The organism is Phytopseudomonas straminea, assembly GCF_900112645.1.
Taxonomy (GTDB): Bacteria; Pseudomonadota; Gammaproteobacteria; order Pseudomonadales; family Pseudomonadaceae; genus Aquipseudomonas; species Aquipseudomonas straminea.
Genome location: NZ_FOMO01000004.1, coordinates 78,952 through 99,192, shown reverse-complemented (window position 1 = coordinate 99,192; position 20,241 = coordinate 78,952). Strand labels below are relative to the sequence as shown.

The following is a 20,241-nucleotide window of genomic DNA, read 5'->3' as shown; positions in this document are numbered from 1 at the left end:
CTTTGCGGTAGAGCCCCCATCTGTCGCACTATTGCGCCTGCGCGTTTAAGACGCAGCAAAAGGCTTGTGACGGGACTGTCGCGGGCACTCATATTTGGCGTCGAGTTGCGGGGAGAAGGGGTCTTGAAGGTCAACACCTGGCTGCTGTCGGCCGATCGTTCGGGGCAGTGCGACGCGCACGCACCCGCCGGTCTGGTCACCAAAGTTCTGTCACTGTGCATCGCTGCAGCCCGTCCTCGACATCCATTGGCGATGAGGCGCCTGGCGCTGGTGACGCTGCTCGGCCTGCCGACGCTGGGCGTTGCTGCCGATCGCCAGGAACTGTTCAACTTCGTGCGTCCCATGGACGCGGTTCAGGTCTCCGGCGACAACGCCTACCTGCCCAGCGTGACCGCGGAAAGCGCCGCCCAGGGCGAGATCCTGCGCCGTGTGACCTTCAATCCGGGCGAGCGCCCGACCCTGCGCCTGACTCCGCAAAACGGCAGTTGGGACTGGTCCCAGGCCAACGCCATGAGCCTGCGCGTGCAGAACGCCATGGATTGGGCGCTGACCCTGGACGTCACCATCGAAAGCGCCGACGGCAAGCGGCTGACCACCCAGATCGCCCTGCCGGCCGGCCCGGCGCAGACATTGCTGATCCCGCTGGGCGCCACCTCGCCGCGTGCCCAAGGCATGCGCGCCGGTGCGCCGATGCCCTGGCGTTACGACGGCCGCCTGCTGCTGCTGGCGGAAACCGTCAATGGCGAGATCGACGTCAAGAACGTCTCCGCCGTCACCCTGTCGATCCCCAACCCCCAGGCCACGCAAAACATCCTGCTGGGCCGCTTCGGTGTGCGCGGCAGCGGCGATCTGGAGCAGGCCTATCGCGGTATCGTCGATGGCTACGGCCAGTACACCCGACGCGACTGGCCGGGCAAGATCAAGAACGACGAGCAGCTGCGCCAGGGCATGGCCCAGGAAGACAAGCAGCTGCAAGCCTGGCAGGCCGGCCGTCCCAAGCAGGACATGTACGGCGGCTGGATCGGCGGCCCGTCGTTCGAGGCCACCGGTTTCTTCCGTACCGAGAAGCGCGGTGCCCGCTGGTTCCTGGTCACGCCGGAGGGCAATCCCTTCTACTCGCTGGGTGTGAACACCGTGACCGGCTCGCAGAGCCAGACCTACGTCGAAGGCCGCGAGATCATGTTCAGCGCGTTGCCGGCCGAGGGCGAGCCGCTCGCCGCGTTCTACGGCAGTGCCAGTAACGAGTCCGACACTGGCGCCAACCGCGGCCGCGACTTCGACAAGGGCCGCTGGTACGACTTCTACGCCGCCAACCTGCAGCGCACCTATGGCGCTCAGGATGCCAAGGCGTGGCGCGAGCGCGCGCAGAATCGCCTGCAAGCCTGGGGCTTCAATACCCTGGGTAACTGGAGCGACAACGAGTTCGCCGAAGACAAACGCATGCCGTACAGCATTCCGTTGTCGATCCATGGTGACTACGCCACCATCAGCACTGGCGTGGACTGGTGGGGCGGCATGCCCGACCCCTTCGATCCACGTTTCGCCATGGCCGCCGAACGTGCCATTGCCATCGCCACCCGTGGCCATCGCGACGATCCCTGGGTGATCGGTTACTACGCCGACAACGAGCTGGCCTGGGCCGGCCCGGCTGATGATCCGCTGTCGCGCTACGCCTTGGCTTACGCCACGCTGCGCCTGACCACTGACGTGCCGGCCAAGCGCGCCTTCCTCAAGCAGCTGCGCGACAAGTACCGCAACCAGGAAGGCCTGTCCAAGGCCTGGGGTATCGACCTCAAAGCGTGGGAGCTGATGGAGGATCCGGGCTTCCAGGCGCCACCGATCAATCCTGAGTACCCGGCCATCGAAGCCGACATGCAGCGCTTCCTGCGTCTGTTCGCCGATACCTACTTCAAGACCATCGACGATTCGCTGGAATGGCATACGCCGAACCACCTGCTGCTCGGCGGCCGTTTCTCGGCGAGCATTCCCGAGGCTGTGGAGGCCTGCGCCCAGTACTGCGACGTGCTGAGCTTCAACTTCTATACCCGCGAGCCGCAGCAGGGTTACGACTTCGAAGCCCTGCGCAAGCTCGACAAGCCGCTGCTGGTCACCGAGTTCCACTTTGGCTCCCGCGACCGCGGCCCTTTCTGGGGCGGCGTCGCCGAGGTGTACAAGGAGGAGGAGCGTGGCCCGGCCTATGCCAACTTCCTGAAGAAGGCCCTGGAAGAACCGCAGATCGTCGGTGTGCACTGGTTCCAGTATCTGGATCAGCCAGTCACCGGGCGCCTGCTCGATGGCGAGAACGGTCACCTGGGCCTGGTGGCGATCACCGATCGGCCGTGGGATGGCTTTGTCAGCGCCGTGCGCAAGGCCAACCTGACCGTGCCACCGCTGGTACTCGAGCAGGCCGCCAAGGAGCCCGCGCCCAAAACGGGTGCCGCGCCTGCTCAGGAGTCTCCGTCCAAAGAGGACGCAGCACCTTCGCAAGAGGCGGCGCCCGAGGCCGCGCCGGCTGCCGAGGGCGACGCCCCGGCGGCTGAAGCCAAGCCTTAATCCGTACGCGCCAGCCCTGCTGGCGCTTTTATTTGAAGCAGGAGCCGTCAGTGCAGATTCAGGGTTACTTCGACCTCAAATTCGAAGCGGTAAAGGAGGCCTTCGCCGCGCTGTTCGATGACCCGCAGGAGCGCGGCGCCGCGCTGTGCGTGCAGGTAGGCGGGGAAACCGTGGTGGATATCTGGGCCGGGGTCGCCGACAAGGACGGCCAAGAGGCCTGGTATAGCGATACCATCCTCAACCTGTTCTCCTGCACCAAGCCTTTCGCCGCGGTCACCGCGCTGCAACTGGTAGCCGAAGGCAAACTGGAGCTCGACGCTTCAGTGGCTCGCTACTGGCCCGAGTTCGCCGCCGCCGGCAAGGAGCGCATTACCGTGCGCCATCTGCTTTGCCATCAGGCCGGGCTGCCGGCGATTCGCGCGAATCTGCCTGCCGAAGCTCTCTACGACTGGCAGACCATGACCGACGCACTGGCCGCCGAGGCGCCCTGGTGGCCGCTGGGCGAGGGGCATGGTTATGCGCCGATCACCTTCGGCTGGCTGATCGGCGAGCTGCTGCGCCGCGTCGAGGGTCGCGGCCCGGGTGAGTCGATCGTTGCCCGTACCGCCAAGCCGCTAGGCCTGGATTTTCACGTTGGTTTGGCCGACGAGGAATTTCACCGCGTCGCCACCATCAGCCGTGGCAAGGGCAATATGGGCGATGCGGCAGCTCAGCGCATGCTCAAGACCATGATGACCGATGCCCAGGCCATGACCACCCGGGCGTTCACCAATCCGCCGTCGATCATGACCAGCACTAACAAACCAGAGTGGCGACGCATGCAGCAGCCAGCGGCCAATGGCCATGGCAACGCCCGTAGCCTGGCCGGTTTCTACAGTGGCCTGCTTGATGGCAGCCTGCTCGACAGCGAGCTGCTGGCTGAACTCACCCGCGAACACAGTGTCGGTGAGGACAGAACGTTGCTGACCCCGACGCGTTTCGGTCTGGGCTGCATGCTCGACCAGCCCACCGTCGCCAATGCTACCTACGGAATGGGCAAGGGCGCCTTCGGCCACCCCGGCGCGGGCGGCACCACAGGTTTCGCCGATCCGGAACGGGACGTGGCTGTGGGGTTTGTTACGAATAACCTGGGGCCGTTCGTCTTAATGGATCCGCGGGCACAGAAACTTGCGGGTATCTTATGCGAGTGTTTCTAGGAACCGCGCATAACCGCCTGCGCAATAACGCTTTTAGCTGCTGACTCCGGGTTGCCCGGGTGACTACGACCGATTACTTAGTGGATGAACCGATGCTTTCCTACAAGACTTGCGCACTGGCGCTTTGCGTACTGCTGACAGGTTGCTCCCTGTTCGAGAAGAAGGAAGATCCCAAGCCGGTCCCCATGCCACCGCCGGAAGTTACCCAGGCCTGGCTGGATGAATACGAGCCGCTGGTGCGCGAAGCGATCAAGGACAGCAACTTCGAGATGGAGCGTCGCGAGAACCTGCTGGTGGTCACCGCGCCGGTCAAGGGCAACTTCAACCCGGATCGCCCTGGCATGCTGCTGCCTGTCACCCTGGGCCCGATCACCCGGGTGGCCAAGGTAATGGAGAAAGACAGCAAGGTCGGTGTGCTGGTACTCGGCCACGCTGATAGCAGCGGCGCGCTGGATACCAATCGCTCCCTTAGCCTTGAGCGCGCTCGTGCCTTCACCGCCATCTTCCGCCTAAGCGGCCTCAAACAGGACCGTCTGATGGTCAAGGGCATGGGCCCGGACATGCCGCGTGCTGCCAACGATAGCGCCAATGGCCGTGAACTGAACCGCCGGGTGGAAATCCTCCTGACCCGTCAGGACACCCTACAGGCGCTGATAGCCAAGTACAGCACGCCAGATCCGGCGCCTGCTGCCGCCACCGCTGTGGCTGCTGCCGAAAAGCCGGCGGACAAGCCTGCCGAGAAACCGGCTGCCAAAGCTACTGCCAAGCCGGCAGCCAAAGCCGTAGCCAAGGCGCCTGCAAAGGCCAAACCCAAGGCAGCGGCCAAGCCAGCAGCGAAACCAGCGGCCAAGGCCGTGGCGAAAACCGCTGACAAATCGGCCGACAAGAGCACCACCAAGCTGGCCGATGCCAAGAAAGTGGTTGCCGCAGATCAAGCCAAATAAGATCCGTACCGTTAAGCTAGGGTCTTTGCCGCTTTCGAGAGCTTTCTCATGACTCAGACCCTGGCCGACATGCGCCGTGATTACACCCGTGACGGGTTGAGCGAGGATCAGGCGCCGCTTGAGCCTCTCGCGCTGTTCAGAAGCTGGTTCGCCGATGCGGTGAAAACTGAGCAGCCCCCCGTGGAACCCAACGCCATGACCCTGGCGACCGTCGATGGCGAAGGCCGGCCGCACTGTCGTGTGCTGCTGCTCAAGGGCCTGGATGAGCAAGGGTTCACTTTCTTCAGCAATTACCAGAGCGCCAAGGGCGAGCAGCTGCAGGCCAATCCCTTTGCCGCATTGACCTTTTTCTGGCCGACCCTGGAGCGCCAGGTGCGCATCGAAGGGCGGGTCGAAAAGGTCACAGCTGCCGAGTCCGACGCCTATTTCCAGGTGCGCCCGCTGGGCAGCCGCCTCGGCGCCTGGGCCTCGCCGCAGAGCCGGGTGATTCATGATCGCGGTGAGCTGGAAGGCCTGCTGGCACAAACCGAGCGACGCTTCGCCGACCAAGCGCCTGAATGCCCGCCGCATTGGGGCGGCTACCGCCTGCTGCCCGAGCGCATCGAGTTCTGGCAGGGCCGTGCCAGCCGTCTGCACGACCGCCTCGACTATCGGCTCAACGGCGAAGCCTGGCTGCGCCAGCGCCTGGCTCCCTGAGTTTTGTGGCCGGCCCTGGTGCCGGCCTGGTCTGAACCGTCGACTCCAATCACCAGGCCCGCCCATGCTCGAACTCGACTCCACCCTGGCGCAGCACATCGTCGACCGCGCCATGGCCATCCTGCCGTACAACATCAACGTGATGGACGCCCAGGGCATGATCATCGGCAGCGGCGACCCGGCGCGTTTGCATACCCGTCATGAAGGTGCCCAGTTGGTGCTGGCCAACCGCCGAGTGGTAGAAATCGACGAGCAGGCCGCCGCCTGTCTGCGCGGCGTTCGCCCGGGCGTGAATCTGCCGCTGCTGCATGCCGACGAGTTGATCGGCGTGCTGGGCATCACCGGCGATCCCGAGGTGGTACGGCCCTATGCCGAACTGGTGCGCATGGCCGCGGAGATGTTGGTCGAGCAGCGTCAGGTGCAGGCCGAGCGCCATTGGCAGCGGCACCAGCTCGATGCCTGGCTGCGCCAGCTGTTCGACCCGGCGGCCAGCGTCTCGACGCTGGCCGCGGATGCCGAGCGGCAGGGGCTGGCACTAGGCTGGCCACGTCAGGTTTGCCTGCTGGAGTTGCAGGAGCAGGGCGAGCCCCTGGTGCAGCAGGCTCGGCTGCTCGGGGCCTTGGCCGGTAAGAAGGAACACCTTGCTGCACCGCTGGGCATGCGCGAGCTGCTCTGGTGTCGTCCGCTGATGGCGGGGCAGGATGATCAGCATTGGCTGGACGTCGCGGACGAGCGGAGCTGGGGCGTGACGCGGCTGCTGGTCAGCGATCCGGTGCAGTCCCTCGAGCAGCTGCGTCAGGCCTGTCTGGCGCTGCGCGATCTGCAGGCCTTCGCCACGGCGCGGCATCCGGCGTTGCGCGTATTGGCCCTCGAAGAACATCGCCTGGCGACCTTGCTGCACGCCCAGCGCCACAGCTGGTTGCTGCAGGGCTGGCTGGCACCGTTGAAGAAGGTGCTGGCTCAGGACGCCAACGGCGTACTGCGCGCCACCCTCGAGGCCTGGTGCGCCCATGACGGCCAGGTGCAGAGCTGCGCCGATGCCCTGGGCATTCACCGCAATACCTTGCGCTATCGCCTCGACCGTATTGCCGAGCTGAGCGGCGTCGAGCTGACGCGCCTGGACCGGCGTCTGCAGTTATCCCTGGGCCTGGGGCTGATCGAGCCGAGCTGAGCCTGTGGTTGATGCGCTTGCACAGGAGTTGATCGTACTTTTCCCTCTGCCGTTGTGCGGGTGAACAGGGTTAAGCCTGCAGGTCCTGAGTGACAATGCCGGGCACTTGGAAACTCCTATAACAACAAGAGGAAACCACATGGCTCTGGTTCTGATCCTGGTCGCACTCATCGCCTTTATCGTGGTGTCGACGACGCGTCTCAAGCTGCATCCCTTTCTCGCGCTGCTGGCGGCTGCGGTGCTCGCCGGCTTCGCCTATCAACTGCCTCATCAGGACATTCTCAAGACGGTTGCCACGGGCTTCGGCAACATCTTGGGCAATATCGGTATCGTTATAGTGCTCGGCACCATCATCGGGGTGATTCTCGAGCGCAGCGGCGCGGCGATCACTATGGCCGAAACGGTGATCAAGCTGCTCGGCGAACGCTTCCCGACGCTGACCATGTCGATCATCGGTTACCTGGTGTCGATCCCGGTGTTCTGCGATTCGGGTTACGTCATTCTCAACTCCCTGAAAAACGCCCTGGCGGCGCGCATGAAGGTCTCGGTGATCGCCATGAGCGTAGCCCTGGCGACCGGTCTCTACGCCACGCACACCTTCGTGCCGCCGACGCCGGGGCCGATCGCCGCGGCCGGCAACCTTGGTCTGGGTTCCAGCCTGGGGCTGGTTATCGCCGTCGGTCTGGTGGTGGCGCTGGTCACCGCGCTGGCCGGCATGTTGTGGGCCAACCGCTTTATCGGTAAGGACATCGCCCTGGAAGATGACGGCACGCCTATGCCCGGCAGCGAAGACTTCGCGGCGCTGCGTGCTCAGTACGGCACGCTGCCCAGCGCGACCCAGGCCTTCGCACCGATATTTGTGCCGATTCTGCTGATCTGCCTGGGCTCTATCGCGGTGTTCCCGAGCCGGCCTCTGGGCGATGGCACGTTGCTGAGCGTGCTGAGCTTCCTCGGCCATCCGGTGATGGCGCTGCTGGTTGGTCTCGCCCTGGCTTCCACCCTGCTCAAGGGCAACGGCAAGCGCCAGAATCTGCATGACCGGGTATCCGAGGGCATCGTCTCGGCAGCGCCGATCATTCTGATCACCGGGGCAGGGGGCGCCTTTGGCGCCGTGCTCAGCGCCACGCCACTGGGTAATTACCTGGGCACCACGCTGTCCGCTCTGGGCGTCGGTCTGTTCATGCCGTTCCTGGTCGCCGCTGCGCTGAAGACCGCTCAGGGCTCCACCACCGTGGCGCTGGTGACCACCTCGGCGATGGTCGCGCCGCTGCTCGGCCAGCTGGGCCTGGATAGCGAAATGGGTCGCGTGCTGACCGTGATGGCCATTGGCGCAGGCGGCATGACGGTTTCCCACGCCAACGACAGCTTCTTCTGGGTGGTCACCCAGTTCAGTCGCATGCCGGTGGCCGTCGCCTACCGGGCACAAACCATGGCCACGCTGATTCAGGGTGTGGTCGGCATCATCACCGTCTGGCTGCTGAGCCTGGTTCTGCTGTAAAGCTATTCAATCGGGGCGCCTGCGGGCGCCTCGCCGTTTTCGAGGTTGTCCACATGAAAATCGTCATCGCTCCTGATTCGTTCAAGGAGAGCCTGAGTGCGCCTGACGTAGCCCAGGCTATCGCCCGCGGCTGGCTAGCCGTATATCCGGACGCCGAGATCGTCCTGTGTCCGATGGCCGATGGTGGCGAAGGCACCGTGGATGCGGTGCTGGCGGCCGCCGGTGGCGAGCGTCGTGAACAGGTGGTGCAGGGGCCGCTGGCGACATCGGTAACGGCGCACTGGGGCTGGCTGGGTGACGGTACGGCAGTCATCGAGATGGCGGCGGCCAGCGGCCTGCATCACGTACCGAGCGGCCAGCGCGACCCACGGGTAACCAGCAGCTACGGCACCGGCGAGCTGATCATTGCGGCGCTGGATGCAGGCGCCAAACGCATCATCCTTGGCCTCGGTGGCAGCGCCACCAATGATGGCGGCAGCGGCCTGCTGCGGGCACTGGGTGTGCGTTTTCTGGATGCTGGCGGCAACGAGCTACGCCCCGGCGGCGCGGCCCTCGCGGCGCTGCAGCGTGTCGACCTCAGTGCGCTGGACACGCGTCTGCACGACGTCCAGGTCGAGGTAGCCGCCGATGTCGACAATCCGCTGTGCGGCGCCAAGGGGGCGTCAGCGGTATTCGGCCCACAGAAGGGCGCCAGCGCGCAGCAGGTCGAAGAGCTCGATGCCGCCCTGGCGCGCCTAGCCGAGGTGGTCGGCGAGGCGCTGGGCGAGGACTTCAGCACCTTCCCCGGCGTCGGTGCCGCCGGCGGTCTGGGCTTTGCGGCCAAGGCCTTTCTCGGCGCGCGCTTTCGCCCCGGTATCGAGCTGGTGGCCGAGCTGTCCGGCCTGGCCGATGCAGTACGTGGCGCTGATCTGGTGATCACCGGAGAAGGGCGCCTGGATGACCAGAGTCTGCACGGCAAGACGCCGGTTGGCGTGGCTCGCGTGGCGCGCGAACAGGGCGTGCCGGTGATCGCCCTGGCAGGCAGCCTGGGCGAGGGCTACCAGCAGGTGTATGAGGCGGGCATCGAAGCCTGCTTCAGCCTGGCGCCAGGGCCGATCACCTTGGAGCAGGCCTGCGCCAGCGCCGGGAAAGAGCTCCAAGCGCGGGCTGCCGATCTCGCCAGGTTGTGGCGCGTCGCCCAGGCCGCCCGTCGCTGAGAGCCCTGTGGGGCGCGGTGACGATTGGCCGGTACGGCTGTCTATAAGCGTGTCGGGGTGATCAGACGCCGACCCTGTACCTACGCTGAACGGATGAAGTAATTTGTCGGCAATTACAGTGACCGTCCTGACGGCCAAGTTGTCGTAGGGTTATCAGTCCAGTCTGGAGAATCGTCATGCTTAAACCTGGTTTTTTTGCCGCTCTGTTCGCTGCTGCGACCCTTACGCTCGGCGGTTGCGCCTCCAGCCTGACCGGCGACAGCTACTCGCGTGATGAAGCGCGTGCCGTACAGACCGTACGTATGGGCACCATCGAATCGCTGCGCCCGGTGAAGATTGAAGGTACCAAGACCCCCATCGGCGGCGGTGCCGGTGCGGTAATCGGTGGTGTGGCCGGTAGCGGCGTCGGTGGTGGCCGTGGTTCGGCTGTCGCGGCGGTGATCGGCGCGGTAGCGGGGGGCTTGCTAGGCGCCGCTGCAGAGGAAGGCATCACCCGCACCCAGGGTGTGGAAATCACCGTTCGTGAAGACGACGGCAGCATGCGCGCTTATGTACAGGCGGTTGAAGAAAACCAGATCTTCCGCGTCGGTGATCGCGTACGCATCATGACCGTCAATGGCACCAGCCGCGTAACCCACTAACGGGTATATCGCGTTGCGCGTACCAAGGCCGGATCAGTTAGCTGATCCGGCCTTTTCGTTTGCGCCGTATGAAGCCCGGATTAGAGAGGCTGGTGGCCGGCGCCCAGGCTAATCCGAAGGCGTACCTGGGATAGTTTTAGTAATAATTCTATCCATGACGCCAAGTCGATAGCTAAGCATAATCGAAGGCGTTTCTTAGCCGGATTTTCAGGCTTCGTCTGGAAAAACAAGTCGAACGCTCAGGGTAGTTCACCAGTCAGTTACAGCGGGTCGCACGATATGCGAACACCAGATCGTAACTGGCTTGGTAATGCTCCGAGCCGGACTGCCGGAGGTGGTTTCTCCACTTGCCGGGTTGGCATCACGCACACCATTGCAGGGATCGGCCGGACGCCAGGCGACCGGCATTTCTGGCACACACTAACTGGCCGTCAGGCTACATGGCGGGCTTGTACAAGGGGTTTAGTGTATGGCGCTTGCGCTGATCATCGCCTTACCATTTTTAGGTATCTTTCTTCCGCTTCTGGCTGACCGCCTGGGGCGGTCGCTCTGCGCACTGGCCGCTGCGCTAGGCCCGGCCGCCGCCTTGGTGTTGCTGTGGCTACAGCAGCCTTCGGTATTCGCCGGCGATGTGCAGGTGGTCAGCTATCCATGGTTGCCCGAACTGGGGCTCAATCTGAGCCTGCGCCTCGATGGCCTGGGCTTTCTGTTTGCCCTGATGATCCTCGGCATCGGCTTGCTGGTGATTCTGTATGCCCGTTATTACCTGAGCAAACAGGAGCCCATGGGACGTTTCTTCGCCTATCTGCTGCTGTTCATGGGCGCCATGCTGGGCGTGGTGCTTTCGGAAAACATGCTGCTGATGCTGATGTTCTGGGAGCTGACCAGTCTGTCGTCGTTCCTGCTGATCGGTTTCTGGAGCGGCAGCTCGGACGCCCGACGCGGCTCGCGCATGGCCCTGACCGTCACCGGTGGCGGTGGCTTGGCGCTGCTGGCCGGGATTCTGCTGCTGGGTAATATCGCCGGCAGTTTCGAGCTGAGCGATGTGCTGGCAGCCGGCGACACCATCCGCAGCCACGGTCTGTATCCCATCACCCTTATCCTTATACTGCTCGGTGTGTTCACCAAGTCGGCACAGTTCCCGTTCCATTTCTGGCTGCCTCAGGCCATGGCCGCACCTACGCCGGTTTCGGCGTACCTGCACTCGGCGACCATGGTGAAGGCGGGCGTTTTTCTGCTGGCCCGCTTCTACCCGGCCCTGGCCGGCACCGAGTGGTGGTTCTACCTGGTTAGCATGACCGGCATGGCGACCCTGCTGTTCGGGGCGATCATGGCGCTGTTTCAGCACGACCTCAAAGGTCTGCTGGCTTACTCGACGATCAGCCACCTGGGCTTGATCACCCTGCTGTTCGGCTTCAACACCGACCTGTCCTCCGTCGCTGCGGTGTTCCACATCATCAACCACGCGACCTTCAAGGCCTCGCTGTTCATGGCAGCCGGCATCATCGATCACGAGACTGGTAGCCGCGACATGCGCCGTATCGCCGGCTTGTGGAAATACATGCCGCACACCGCCGTGCTGGCCATGGTGGCTGCCTCGGCGATGGCTGGCGTACCCCTGCTCAACGGCTTCCTGAGCAAGGAGATGTTCTTCACCGAGACGCTCAATCAGGATCTGCTGGGCATCTTCAACTGGATGATCCCTACCGTGGCGACCCTGGCCGGGGTGTTCTCGGTGGCCTATTCGCTGCGCTTCATCCACGACGTGTTCTTCAACGGTGAGCCGAAGGATCTGCCCAAGTATCCGCCCCACGAGCCACCGCGCTACATGAAAATTCCGGTGGAGATTCTGGTGTTCCTGTGCCTGCTGGTCGGCATGCTGCCGGCCTACACGGTGGCGCCGCTGCTGGCCTCGGCGGCCAGCGCCACCCTGGGCGGCGCGGTGCCGTATTACAGCCTGGCGATCTGGCACGGCTTCAACCTGCCGCTGGGCATGAGCGTGGTCGCGCTGATCGGCGGCATCATCGTCTACGCCTGCCGCGAGCCGCTGTTTCGCTGGTACAACGGCATGCCAGAAGTCGATGCCAAGGAACTGTTCGAGCTGCTCAACGCACGGCTGGTCAAAAGCGCCCGCTGGGTGACCAAGCTGATGGAAAGCGGCTCCCTGCAACGCTACGTGGCCTTTCTACTGCTCAGCGCGCTGATCCTAATCATCACCGCCTTGTCGCCCATGGAGTCGCTCAGAGGAGATGTACCGCTGACGCCGCCCGATGGCATCACCGTGCTCGGCATGGTCGTGCTGTGCGTGATGGCAGTTCTGACTGTGGTGTTCCACCGCAATCGCCTCAAGGCGCTGATGACCCTGAGCTGCGCCGGCCTGATGGTGGCCCTGGCGTTTGCCCGCTATTCGGCACCGGATCTGGCCCTGACCCAGCTGTCGGTCGAGGTGGTGACCATCATCCTGCTGGTGCTGGCGCTGTTCTTCATGCCTGACCGCACACCAATGGAGTCGAGCAGCCTGCGCGGCCTGCGCGATGTGCTGCTGGCTGGCGGTACCGGGATCGCCGTCGCTCTATTGGCCTATGCGGTGATGACCCGGCCGTATGACAGCATCGCCTCGTTCTTCCTGGAAAACAGCGTCAGCGGGGGCGGTGGTACCAACGTGGTCAACGTGATTCTGGTCGACTTCCGCGGTTTCGATACGCTCGGCGAGATCACCGTACTGGCGATCGCTGCGATTGGCATCTACGGGCTGCTGGCCGGATTGCACTTGCCCCATCCGCTCACCGACCCGAACGGCAAACCGTGGTCGAAGGACAGCCACCCAATGGTACTCGACAGCATCGCGCGTATCCTGCTGCCGATGGCGCTGCTGGTGTCGGCCTTCATCTTCCTGCGCGGTCACAACCTGCCGGGCGGCGGTTTTATCGCCGGGCTGATCACTGCCATCGCGCTGATTCTGCAATACGTCGCCCACGGCGTGGAGTGGACCCAGCGGCGCATGCCCTGGAGCTTCCACAGCATTGCTGGCTTCGGCGTGCTGATCGCCGCGCTCACCGGTCTGGGCAGCCTGGCCTTCGGTGCACCGTTCCTGACCTCAGCATTCGATCACTTCCACCTGCCGCTGATAGGTGAGTTCGAAATGGCCACTGCGCTGCTCTTCGACCTCGGCGTGTACCTGGCGGTGGTCGGCTCCACGCTGCTGATCCTCTCCAACATCGGCCACGTCAGCCAGGATGAAACCAGCAAGGAGGTTCTCTGATGGAAGCGTTATACGCCATCACCCTGGGTGTGCTGGCCGCCAGCGGTGTGTACCTGCTGATGCGCGCGCGCATCTACCCGGTGGTCATGGGCCTGACCCTGATCTCCTACGCGGTCAATCTGTTCCTGTTCGCTATGGGCCGCCTCGGTACCGGCGTGCCGGCGGTGATCGGCAAGAGCGCCGAATACGGCGATCCGATTCCCCAGGCGCTGGTACTCACCGCCATCGTCATCGGCTTCGCCATGACCGCTTTCGTGGTGGTGCTATCGTTGCGCGCCCTGGGTGAGCTGCGCACCGATCATGTCGATGGCGAGGAGTCGCGCTGATGAATCACGCGTTGATCCTGCCGATCCTGATTCCGCTGTTCACCGGCAGCCTGCTGTTGATTCGCTCGCAACTGTCGATTACCGCCAAGCGCTGGCTTTCGCTGCTGGCCACTTGGTCGCTGCTGCCGTTGAGCGCCTGGCTGGTGCTGCAGGCGGACAGCGGCGTGTTGCAGGTCTATGCCCTGGGTAACTGGCAGGCGCCCTTTGGTATCGTGCTGCTGCTCGACCGACTGGCGGCGCTGATGCTGCTGGTCACGGCCGTACTGGCCGGCTTCGCCATGCTCTACGCGGTGCGCGGCGATGACGAGCGGGGCCCGAATTTCCACGCGCTGATGCAGTTCCAGCTGCTCGGCATCAACGGCGCCTTCCTGACCGGCGACCTGTTCAACCTGTTCGTGTTCTTCGAGATCCTGCTGATCGCCTCCTACTCGCTGCTGGTGTATGGCGGCGGGCCGAAGCGCATCAAGGCCGGCATGCACTACGTGGTGCTCAACCTGGTGGCTTCGTCGTTCTTTCTGATCGGCGTGGGCATGCTCTATGGCTTGCTCGGCACCCTGAACATCGCCGATCTGGCGCTGAAGGTGGCCGAAGCCGATCCAGACCGCCAGCATTTGCTCGCTGCCGCGGGGTATCTGCTGCTGATCGTATTCGGCCTGAAAGGCGCCATCCTGCCGCTGTACTTCTGGCTGCCCAATGCCTATGCGGCGGCCACCGCGCCGGTGGCGGCGCTGTTCGCGGTGATGACCAAGGTCGGGTTGTACGCGATCATCCGAGTATTCACCCTGGTATTCGGCAGTGAAGCGGGGCAGTTGGCCCATCTGGTCGATTACCTGTTGTGGCCGTTGGCGGCGCTGACCCTGCTGCTGGGTGTGACCGGCGCGCTGGCGGCGCGCAGTCTGGGCCGGCTGATCGGCTATCTGGTGATCGTCTCGGTCGGCACCCTGCTTGCCGGTGTCGCGCTGGGCAGCGCGCAAAGCCTGGGGGCAGCGCTTTACTACCTGATCCACAGTACCTGGATATGCGGCGGCCTGTTCCTGCTCGCCGATATGCTGGCGCGCCAGCGCGGCGAAATCGGCCTGCGTCTGCGCAAGGGGCCGCAGCTGCTGCAGCCGAAATTGCTCGGTGGGCTGTTCTTTATCGGTGCGATCTCGGTGGCTGGTCTGCCGCCGTTCTCGGGGTTTCTGGGCAAGGTCATGCTGCTGCGCTCGGTGGAAAGCGGCTGGCAGACCTTCGTGCTGTGGCCGGTAGTGCTGTGTGGCGGCCTGGGCATGGTTATCGCCCTGGTGCGCGCCGGCAGCACGCTGTTCTGGCGCTGCAGCGGCGAGCCGGCACCGAATGCGCAGTTCGACCACATCCGCGCCCTGGCCACAATCTGCCTGCTGGCCGGTGGGCCGCTGCTGGTGGTCGCGGCACAGCCGATTCAGGAATACATCCAGGCTGTCGCCCAGCAGTTGCTGGATGTGAATAGCTACCTGCAGATCGTGCGCGGAGGTGAGCAATGAGCCGTCTGTTCCCCCATCCCATGCTCAGCGCGCTGCTCACGGTGATCTGGCTGCTGATGGTCAATGAGCCGAGCGTCGGTCATCTGCTGCTGGGCGCGTTTCTCGGCTGGGGTATCGCCTTGCTGTGCAGCGGCTTCATGCTCGACGTGCCGCGCCTGCGCCGGCCGCTGCTATTGTGCCGTTACCTGCTGATGGTGTTGTGGGACATCGTCATTGCCAACCTGCATGTTGCCCGCCTGGTGCTCGGGCCCACGCGCAAGCTGCGCCCGGCGTTCGTTGAAGTGCCGATGGAAATCGAGAACGACTTCATGCTCTCGGTGCTCGCCTGCATCGTCTCGCTGACCCCGGGCACCGTGTCCTCGGGCCTGAGCAGCGACCACAAGACCCTACTGCTGCACGGCCTGGACGTGGCCGATGATCAGGCGCTGATCGCCGAGGTCAAGTCGCGCTATGAAGCCCCGCTGATGGAGATTTTCGAATGCTCGCGTACGTGATTCCCTTCTGCATGGCCCTGATGGGCGTCGCCGTGACGCTCAACGTGATTCGCCTGGTGCGCGGCCCGGATATGCCCGACCGGGTGCTGGCGCTGGACACCCTGTACATCAACGCTCTGGCGCTGATCGTGGTGTTTGGCATCTGGCTGCAGTCGGATCTGTTCTTCGAGGCGGCGCTGCTGATCGCCGTCATGGGCTTCGTCGGCACCGTGGCGGTGGGCAAGCACCTGCTGCACGGCGAAATCATCGACTAAGGAGGTCATTGCCATGCCATTCTGGATCGAAGCACTGGTGGCGTTCTTTCTACTGGTCGGCTGCTCGTTCGCGCTGATCGGCGCCATCGGTCTGTACCGCCTGCCGGACTTCTTCACCCGCCTGCACGGCCCGACCAAGGCCACCACCCTGGGCGTGGGCAGCATGGTGGTGGCGTCGATGATTTTCTTCAGCAGCCATACGGACGGCCTGAGCCTGCATGAACTGCTGATCACCCTGTTCCTGTTCATCACCGCACCGGTCAGCGCGCACATGCTCGCCAAGTCGGCGATGCAGGAGAAGGTCAAGCTGGTGCGCCGTACCCGCGGGCGGCCCTGGGAGTCCTGAACTGGGCTGTCGCTTTGCTGGCCAACTGTGCCTGCCGACAGAATTGAGCTAACCCTAGACTGCTTCTGTCCCATCCCCTACGAGGTTAGGCAGATGCAGTGGCAGCAAAGGGTGGCAAACGCCGCCGACATCGAAGCGCTCCTCGCGTTGATCCTCGAACATGGCTCCAACCCCTGGAACTACCTGCCGCCGGCCGAGGTGACCGCTCACTTGCGGGGCATCGCCGATGGCAGCAGCCATGCGCTGCTGGCCGAGGGGCAGGGCGCGCTGTTTGGGCTCGTCAGCCATGTGCGTACCCGGCGCTTTCGTTCTCACCAGCCCGACAGTCGTATCGATACCGAGCACGCTTACATCTGCGAGGCGGTGATCCATCGTAATGCCGCGGGGCAGGGAGTCGGCTCGGCGTTGCTGCGCCAGGTGGTGGCGGACATCCAGGCGGCGGGCATCGTGGATATCTACATCGATCGCCATGAGGAGAACGCCGCCTCGGCCGGCATGATGCGCAAGGCCGGTTTCGTCGAGATCGCCACGGTCGCCGATCCCGAGCGCCGGTCCAATGGCTCGCGGCGTACCACGCTGTGCCGCTGGCAGGCGCCTTAGTTGGCTTGCTCGCCCATCAGCGCACGTGCCAGGCCTTCGGCGACACGGATCCCGTCGACGCCCGCTGACAGGATGCCGCCGGCATAGCCAGCGCCTTCCCCGGCCGGGAACAGACCGCGTACGTTGAGGCTTTGCAGGTCTTCGCCGCGGGTGATGCGCAGCGGCGATGAGGTGCGCGTTTCGATACCGGTCAGCACTGCGTCGTGCAGGTCGAAGCCCCTGATCTGCTTGGCGAAGGCCGGCAGCGCTTCGCGGATCGCCTCGATGGCGAAGTCCGGCAGCGAAGGGGCCAGGTCACCGAGCTTGATCCCCGGCTTGTAGGATGGCTCGACGCTGCCCAGCGTGGTGCTCGGCTTGCCGGCGATGAAATCACCGACCAGTTGCCCCGGCGCCTCGTAGTTGCTGCCGCCCAGCACGTAGGCGTGGGATTCCAGGCGCTCCTGCAGTTCGACGCCGGCTAGCGGGCCGCCTGGATAGTCCTGATCCGGGGTGATGCCGACCACGATGCCCGAGTTGGCGTTGCGCTCGTTACGCGAGTACTGACTCATGCCGTTGGTGACCACCCGGTGCGGCTCGCTGGTGGCCGCTACCACGGTTCCGCCCGGGCACATGCAGAAACTGTAAACCGAGCGGCCGTTCTTGGCGTGGTGCACCAGCTTGTAGTCGGCTGCGCCGAGTTTCGGGTGGCCGGCATATTTGCCGAGACGCGCACGGTCGATCAGCGACTGCGGGTGCTCGATGCGAAAGCCCACCGAGAACGGCTTGGCTTCCATGAACACGCCGCGCCTGTGCAGGGCACGGAAGGTGTCGCGCGAGCTGTGGCCAAGGGCCAGGATGACGTGGCGGCTGAGCACCTGCTCGCCGCTTTCCAGCTCGACACCGACCAGCTGGCCATCCTCGATCAGCACATCGCTGACGCGCTGCTGAAAGCGCACTTCACCGCCAAGGGCCTTGATCTCCTCACGCATGGTGGCGACCACGCCGGTCAGGCGGAAGGTGCCGATATGCGGCTTGCTGACGTAGAGGATCTCCTCCGGCGCGCCGGCCTTGACGAACTCTTCCAACACCTTGCGCCCGTAATGGTTCGGGTCCTTGATCTGGCTGTACAGCTTGCCGTCGGAAAAGGTGCCGGCGCCGCCCTCGCCGAACTGCACGTTGGACTCGGGATCGAGCACCTTCTTGCGCCACAGGCCCCAAGTGTCCTTGGTGCGCTGACGTACTTCTTGGCCGCGCTCCAGCACGATGGGCTTGAGGCCCATCTGCGCCAGAATTAGCGCAGCGAAGATGCCGCACGGGCCGAAGCCGATCACCAGCGGGCGCTGCGCCGGATGTTGTTCAGCGCTGACGGTCAGTGGCTTGTAGCTCACGTCTGGAGCGATGCCGAGGTGGCGGTCGTTGGCCAGGCGCGCCAGCAGCGCGGCCTCGTCGCGCACGCTGAAATCCAGAGTGTAGATGAACGGCATGTCGCCGGACTTCTTGCGGGCATCGTAGCTGCGCTTGAACACGCTGAATTCGAGCAATTCGTTGTCGTCGATGCCCAGGCGCTCGACCAGGGCTGGGCGCAGGGCGTCATCGGCGTGATCGAGGGGCAGTTTCAGTTCGGTGATGCGCAGCATGAGATCGTCCTTTCAGGGCCGGAGGCAACCCGGCAGCTTTTTCGAGGGCGGCGATTATGGACGAAAAATGCCCGGCAAGCTGCAGTTGGCGTTTCACAGTCGACGGGCAGTGGGGCGATCGGATGTGTCGCGTCGCTCGAGGATCACGTCACTGAACGGACACTCATGACACCAAAAGGACGCACCATGTACAGCAACGGGACGCTCAAAGCCGGGTATTTCGCAGGATTGATCACGCCTTTGTGGCTGGCGCTGGGGGTGGCCATCGCGGGTGCGCTGTATCCCGGCTACAGCCATGTCGATCAGGCCATGAGCCTGTTGGGCGCCGAGGGGGCGCCGACGCAAAGTATCTCGCCGCTGATCAACAACTTCCCATTGGGCGTGCTGTTCTTGCTGTTCGGTGCCTGCGTGCTGCGGCGCTTCGATAATCTATGGGCGCGTCTGAGTGGCTTGCTGATCATGCTCCACGGCCTGGGCAGTTTCGGCACCGGTTATTTCGCCTGTGACGCCGGCTGTGCGCCGGCGAATCCGTCGACCAGCCAGAACCTGCACAACCTCGCCGGGCTGATCATGGCCTTCAGCCTTTTGCTGGCCAGCGGGCTGTGGGTTTGGCTGGCTCGCCGCGTGCTCGCCTTGCCTGGTTTCTCCTGGTTTTCGCTGGCCTGTACGCTGGTCGCCCTTGGTGCCTTGCCGCTGATGGCCGGCGCGCTGGAGAGCGGCCATGGTTTTGGGCTCTTTCAGCGCATCAATTACGGCGCATCGCTGCTGTGGGTGGCTGCGCTGGCGCTGATGCTGCTACGCCGCCCGGGCTGACGGGTGCCGTGCTCAGCTGACGCGGCTATTCATCCAGCGCTGACGCTGCTCGGCCGTATGGAAGGTCCAGGCCACAAAGCGACTCTGCTTCTGGCCCTGGCTCATTTCTACCGTGCGGGTGTCCACGGCTCCGACCTTCTTCAGCGTGGCGTATACGCCGGGCAGGTTGCCGGCCTTGGAGATCAGCGTGCTGAACCACAGCACCTGGTCACGATGCTCGGCGCTTTCGCCGATCAGTCGCGTCACGAACGCGGCTTCGCCACCCGGGCACCACAGCTCGGCTGCCTGGCCGCCAAAGTTGAGCACCGGCAGTTTGCGCTTGGGGTCGAGCTTGCCGAGGTTGCGCCATTTGCGCTTGCTGCCGCTGCTGGCTTCGGCTGCCGAGGCGTGGAAGGGCGGGTTGCAGAGGGTCAATTCGAAACGTTCGTCGCTCTGCAACAGATTGCTGAAGACGTGCCCGGCATCCGCCTGCAGGCGTAGCTCGATCTGATCGCTCAGGCCCGAGTTCGCTTGCACGATGGCCGTTGCCGAGGCAATGGCCTCGGGCGCGATGTCCGCGCCCAGAAAACGCCAGCCGTATTCGCGGTTACCCAGCAGCGGGTAAATGCAATTGGCGCCCACGCCGATATCCAGTGCCCGTACTGCCGCGCCGCGGGGAATTTCACTGCCGTTGTCATCGGCCAGCAGGTCGGCCAGATAGTGCAGATAATCAGCTCGCCCGGGGATTGGCGGGCACAGGTAGTCAGCCGGAATATCCCAGTGAGCGATGCCGTAGAACTGCTTGAGCAGCGCACGGTTGAACACCTTCACCGCCGCGGGGTTGGCGAAGTCGATGCTCTGGTTGCCATACGGATTGATGATTACGAACGCCGCCAGCTCTGGGCTGGCCTTGATCAGCGCTGGAAAATCGTAACGGCCCTGATGGCGGTTGCGGGCGTGCAACTGGCCTTTGTCGACGGACTGGGCGAGCTGTTTGGGCGGGCGTTTGCTGGGCATGCTGATCATTGCAGAAGTGGCGGGCCGGGCATTTTCCCACAGCTGTGGGTGGTGTGCTTGGTGGTTGTTGGTGCAAGCATTGATTCGCTGCGTTTGTGGGAGCGCGCCATGCGCGCGAATCGCGGGCATGGACTCGG

Annotated in this window: 18 protein-coding genes; 16 read left to right on the top strand and 2 right to left on the bottom strand. The window is 64.2% G+C overall.

Annotated features, from left to right (window positions below):
* Positions 1 to 252: 252 nt before the first annotated feature.
* The 15 genes from BM279_RS10965 to BM279_RS10895 all read left to right on the top strand — a co-directional run bounded on the left by BM279_RS10965 (position 253) and on the right by BM279_RS10895 (position 16,679).
* Positions 253 to 2,553 (top strand): beta-agarase, encoded by a 2,301-nt coding sequence (locus BM279_RS10965; RefSeq protein ID WP_143103590.1) that lies wholly within the window; start codon positions 253 to 255, stop codon positions 2,551 to 2,553.
* Between the two features lie 50 nt (positions 2,554 to 2,603).
* Positions 2,604 to 3,749 (top strand): serine hydrolase domain-containing protein, encoded by a 1,146-nt coding sequence (locus BM279_RS10960; protein WP_093503660.1) that lies wholly within the window; start codon positions 2,604 to 2,606, stop codon positions 3,747 to 3,749.
* A 92-nt stretch (positions 3,750 to 3,841) separates the two neighbouring features.
* Complete coding sequence (locus BM279_RS10955; RefSeq protein WP_093503658.1) at positions 3,842 to 4,693, top strand: OmpA family protein; 852 nt, start codon at positions 3,842 to 3,844, stop codon at positions 4,691 to 4,693.
* Positions 4,694 to 4,741: 48 nt separating this feature from the next.
* Positions 4,742 to 5,389: a pyridoxamine 5'-phosphate oxidase gene (gene pdxH, locus BM279_RS10950; protein WP_093503656.1), complete on the top strand. Its 648-nt coding sequence runs from the start codon at positions 4,742 to 4,744 to the stop codon at positions 5,387 to 5,389.
* Between the two features lie 64 nt (positions 5,390 to 5,453).
* Positions 5,454 to 6,560, top strand: coding sequence for a sugar diacid recognition domain-containing protein (locus BM279_RS10945; RefSeq protein ID WP_093503654.1), 1,107 nt, complete (start codon positions 5,454 to 5,456; stop codon positions 6,558 to 6,560).
* A 139-nt stretch (positions 6,561 to 6,699) separates the two neighbouring features.
* A complete protein-coding gene (locus BM279_RS10940; protein WP_093503652.1) occupies positions 6,700 to 8,058 on the top strand; it encodes a GntP family permease in 1,359 nt (452 codons plus the stop codon).
* Positions 8,059 to 8,111: 53 nt separating this feature from the next.
* Complete coding sequence (locus tag BM279_RS10935; RefSeq protein ID WP_093503650.1) at positions 8,112 to 9,254, top strand: glycerate kinase; 1,143 nt, start codon at positions 8,112 to 8,114, stop codon at positions 9,252 to 9,254.
* Positions 9,255 to 9,430: 176 nt separating this feature from the next.
* Positions 9,431 to 9,895 carry an outer membrane lipoprotein gene (locus tag BM279_RS10930; protein ID WP_013792420.1) on the top strand — a complete coding sequence of 155 codons (465 nt, stop codon included), beginning with the start codon at positions 9,431 to 9,433 and terminating at the stop codon, positions 9,893 to 9,895.
* A gap of 469 nt (positions 9,896 to 10,364) precedes the next feature.
* Complete coding sequence (locus tag BM279_RS10925) at positions 10,365 to 13,157, top strand: monovalent cation/H+ antiporter subunit A (protein WP_093503648.1); 2,793 nt, start codon at positions 10,365 to 10,367, stop codon at positions 13,155 to 13,157.
* Positions 13,157 to 13,483 carry a Na+/H+ antiporter subunit C gene (locus BM279_RS10920; protein ID WP_013792418.1) on the top strand — a complete coding sequence of 109 codons (327 nt, stop codon included), beginning with the start codon at positions 13,157 to 13,159 and terminating at the stop codon, positions 13,481 to 13,483. Before BM279_RS10925 ends, BM279_RS10920 begins: the two co-directional genes overlap by 1 nt.
* Positions 13,483 to 14,985 carry a monovalent cation/H+ antiporter subunit D gene (locus BM279_RS10915; protein ID WP_093503646.1) on the top strand — a complete coding sequence of 501 codons (1,503 nt, stop codon included), beginning with the start codon at positions 13,483 to 13,485 and terminating at the stop codon, positions 14,983 to 14,985. The genes BM279_RS10920 and BM279_RS10915 overlap by 1 nt, the downstream gene beginning before the upstream one ends.
* Entirely contained in the window at positions 14,982 to 15,479 is a 498-nt protein-coding gene (locus BM279_RS10910) for a Na+/H+ antiporter subunit E (RefSeq protein WP_013792416.1), read from the top strand. Before BM279_RS10915 ends, BM279_RS10910 begins: the two co-directional genes overlap by 4 nt.
* On the top strand, positions 15,464 to 15,733 hold the full coding sequence (locus tag BM279_RS10905; RefSeq protein ID WP_013792415.1) for a K+/H+ antiporter subunit F: 270 nt from the start codon (positions 15,464 to 15,466) through the stop codon (positions 15,731 to 15,733). Before BM279_RS10910 ends, BM279_RS10905 begins: the two co-directional genes overlap by 16 nt.
* Positions 15,734 to 15,746: 13 nt before the next feature.
* Positions 15,747 to 16,079 (top strand): Na+/H+ antiporter subunit G, encoded by a 333-nt coding sequence (locus BM279_RS10900; protein ID WP_093503644.1) that lies wholly within the window; start codon positions 15,747 to 15,749, stop codon positions 16,077 to 16,079.
* Between the two features lie 93 nt (positions 16,080 to 16,172).
* Positions 16,173 to 16,679: a GNAT family N-acetyltransferase gene (locus tag BM279_RS10895; protein WP_093503642.1), complete on the top strand. Its 507-nt coding sequence runs from the start codon at positions 16,173 to 16,175 to the stop codon at positions 16,677 to 16,679.
* On the opposite strand, the gene BM279_RS10890 is transcribed toward BM279_RS10895, so the two are convergent.
* Positions 16,676 to 18,295: an NAD(P)/FAD-dependent oxidoreductase gene (locus BM279_RS10890; protein ID WP_093503640.1), complete on the bottom strand. Its 1,620-nt coding sequence runs from the start codon at positions 18,293 to 18,295 to the stop codon at positions 16,676 to 16,678. The two genes, BM279_RS10895 and BM279_RS10890, sit on opposite strands and share 4 nt — an antisense overlap.
* A gap of 186 nt (positions 18,296 to 18,481) precedes the next feature.
* Here BM279_RS10890 and BM279_RS10885 point away from each other — a divergent pair, with 186 nt between their 5' ends.
* Entirely contained in the window at positions 18,482 to 19,108 is a 627-nt protein-coding gene (locus tag BM279_RS10885) for a DUF998 domain-containing protein (protein ID WP_093503638.1), read from the top strand.
* Between the two features lie 12 nt (positions 19,109 to 19,120).
* On the opposite strand, the gene rlmF is transcribed toward BM279_RS10885, so the two are convergent.
* Positions 19,121 to 20,113, bottom strand: coding sequence for a 23S rRNA (adenine(1618)-N(6))-methyltransferase RlmF (gene rlmF, locus BM279_RS10880; protein WP_093503636.1), 993 nt, complete (start codon positions 20,111 to 20,113; stop codon positions 19,121 to 19,123).
* Between the last annotated feature and the right edge of the window lie 128 nt (positions 20,114 to 20,241).